Annotated in this window: 2 rRNA genes; both read right to left on the bottom strand. The window is 51.1% G+C overall.

The features are described from left to right. Positions 1-24: 24 nt before the first annotated feature. A 5S ribosomal RNA gene (rrf, locus tag ACGSLL_RS28145) occupies positions 25-140 on the bottom strand. A 151-nt stretch (positions 141-291) separates the two neighbouring features. Then, a 23S ribosomal RNA gene (locus ACGSLL_RS28140) occupies positions 292-3,185 on the bottom strand. Positions 3,186-3,349 lie beyond the last annotated feature (164 nt).

Below are 3,349 nucleotides of genomic sequence, written 5' to 3'. Positions count from 1 at the left end.
CGCAATTGGGGTTTCGGAATTTAATCTTGACGATGACCTACTCTCACATGGGGAAACCCCACACTACCATCGGCGATGCATCGTTTCACTGCTGAGTTCGGGATGGGATCAGGTGGTTCCAACGCTCTATGGTCGTCAAGAAATTCGGGTACTGACTCGTGACCAGATGGTCTCGCTTCAGCAAATTGGGTATGTGACAGCTGTCGGTGTTTGTGCGTTTCGAACTTTCGGTTCGTTTCGTCTTCACACACCGCAATCTGGTCTTTTCGACGCAAATTGCTTGGGTGTTATATGGTCAAGCCTCACGGGCAATTAGTATTGGTTAGCTCAACGCCTCACAGCGCTTACACACCCAACCTATCAACGTCGTAGTCTTCGACGGCCCTTCAGGGAACTCAAGGTTCCAGTGAGATCTCATCTTGAGGCAAGTTTCCCGCTTAGATGCTTTCAGCGGTTATCTTTCCCGAACATAGCTACCCGGCAATGCCACTGGCGTGACAACCGGAACACCAGAGGTTCGTCCACTCCGGTCCTCTCGTACTAGGAGCAGCCCCTCTCAAATCTCAAACGTCCACGGCAGATAGGGACCGAACTGTCTCACGACGTTCTAAACCCAGCTCGCGTACCACTTTAAATGGCGAACAGCCATACCCTTGGGACCGGCTTCAGCCCCAGGATGTGATGAGCCGACATCGAGGTGCCAAACACCGCCGTCGATATGAACTCTTGGGCGGTATCAGCCTGTTATCCCCGGAGTACCTTTTATCCGTTGAGCGATGGCCCTTCCATACAGAACCACCGGATCACTAAGACCTACTTTCGTACCTGCTCGACGTGTCTGTCTCGCAGTCAAGCGCGCTTTTGCCTTTATACTCTACGACCGATTTCCGACCGGTCTGAGCGCACCTTCGTACTCCTCCGTTACTCTTTAGGAGGAGACCGCCCCAGTCAAACTACCCACCATACACTGTCCTCGATCCGGATAACGGACCTGAGTTAGAACCTCAAAGTTGCCAGGGTGGTATTTCAAGGATGGCTCCACGCGAACTGGCGTCCACGCTTCAAAGCCTCCCACCTATCCTACACAAGCAAATTCAAAGTCCAGTGCAAAGCTATAGTAAAGGTTCACGGGGTCTTTCCGTCTAGCCGCGGATACACTGCATCTTCACAGCGATTTCAATTTCACTGAGTCTCGGGTGGAGACAGCGCCGCCATCGTTACGCCATTCGTGCAGGTCGGAACTTACCCGACAAGGAATTTCGCTACCTTAGGACCGTTATAGTTACGGCCGCCGTTTACCGGGGCTTCGATCAAGAGCTTCGCGTTAGCTAACCCCATCAATTAACCTTCCGGCACCGGGCAGGCGTCACACCCTATACGTCCACTTTCGTGTTTGCAGAGTGCTGTGTTTTTAATAAACAGTCGCAGCGGCCTGGTATCTTCGACCGGCATGAGCTTACGGAGCAAGTCCTTCACCCTCACCGGCGCACCTTCTCCCGAAGTTACGGTGCCATTTTGCCTAGTTCCTTCACCCGAGTTCTCTCAAGCGCCTTGGTATTCTCTACCCAACCACCTGTGTCGGTTTGGGGTACGGTTCCTGGTTACCTGAAGCTTAGAAGCTTTTCTTGGAAGCATGGCATCAACCACTTCGTCACCCAAAGGGTAACTCGTCATCAGCTCTCGGCCTTAAGATCCCGGATTTACCTAAGATCTCAGCCTACCACCTTAAACTTGGACAACCAACGCCAAGCTGGCCTAGCCTTCTCCGTCCCTCCATCGCAATAACCAGAAGTACAGGAATATTAACCTGTTTTCCATCGACTACGCTTTTCAGCCTCGCCTTAGGGACCGACTAACCCTGCGTCGATTAACGTTGCGCAGGAAACCTTGGTCTTTCGGCGTGGGTGTTTTTCACACCCATTGTCGTTACTCATGTCAGCATTCGCACTTCTGATACCTCCAGCAAGCTTCTCAACTCACCTTCACAGGCTTACAGAACGCTCCTCTACCGCATCATCCGAAGATGATACCCGTAGCTTCGGTGTATGGTTTGAGCCCCGTTACATCTTCCGCGCAGGCCGACTCGACTAGTGAGCTATTACGCTTTCTTTAAAGGGTGGCTGCTTCTAAGCCAACCTCCTAGCTGTCTAAGCCTTCCCACATCGTTTCCCACTTAACCATAACTTTGGGACCTTAGCTGACGGTCTGGGTTGTTTCCCTTTTCACGACGGACGTTAGCACCCGCCGTGTGTCTCCCATGCTCGGCACTTGTAGGTATTCGGAGTTTGCATCGGTTTGGTAAGTCGGGATGACCCCCTAGCCGAAACAGTGCTCTACCCCCTACAGTGATACATGAGGCGCTACCTAAATAGCTTTCGAGGAGAACCAGCTATCTCCGAGCTTGATTAGCCTTTCACTCCGATCCACAGGTCATCCGCTAACTTTTCAACGGTAGTCGGTTCGGTCCTCCAGTCAGTGTTACCTAACCTTCAACCTGCCCATGGATAGATCGCCCGGTTTCGGGTCTATTCCCAGCGACTAGACGCCCTATTAAGACTCGCTTTCGCTACGCCTCCCCTATTCGGTTAAGCTCGCCACTGAAAATAAGTCGCTGACCCATTATACAAAAGGTACGCAGTCACCCAACAAAGTGGGCTCCCACTGCTTGTACGCATACGGTTTCAGGATCTATTTCACTCCCCTCTCCGGGGTTCTTTTCGCCTTTCCCTCACGGTACTAGTTCACTATCGGTCAGTCAGTAGTATTTAGCCTTGGAGGATGGTCCCCCCATATTCAGACAAAGTTTCTCGTGCTCCGTCCTACTCGATTTCATGACCAAGAGATTTTCGCGTACAGGGCTATCACCCACTATGGCCGCACTTTCCAGAGCGTTCCGCTAATCTCAAAGCCACTTAAGGGCTAGTCCCCGTTCGCTCGCCACTACTAAGGGAATCTCGGTTGATTTCTTTTCCTCAGGGTACTTAGATGTTTCAGTTCCCCTGGTTCGCCTCTTGCACCTATGTATTCAGTACAAGATAACCATCTTATGATGGCTGGGTTCCCCCATTCAGACATCTCCGGATCAAAGTCTGTTTGCCGACTCCCCGAAGCTTTTCGCAGGCTACCACGTCTTTCATCGCCTCTGACTGCCAAGGCATCCACCGTATGCGCTTCTTCACTTGACCATATAACCCCAAGCAATCTGGTTATACTGTGAAGACGACATTCGCCGAAAATTCGAATTTCTCAACTAAGAGAACTCACAAATTTTACCTTAGCCTGATCCGTTACCAGTGAAAGTAACGTTCAGTCTATCTTTCTATCACATACCCAAATTTTTAAAGAACGA

The organism is Pseudomonas retamae, assembly GCF_043496865.1.
GTDB lineage: Bacteria > Pseudomonadota > Gammaproteobacteria > Pseudomonadales > Pseudomonadaceae > Aquipseudomonas > Aquipseudomonas retamae.
The sequence above is the reverse complement of the archived record's forward strand: the minus strand, read 5'-3'. Positions and strand labels throughout refer to the sequence as shown.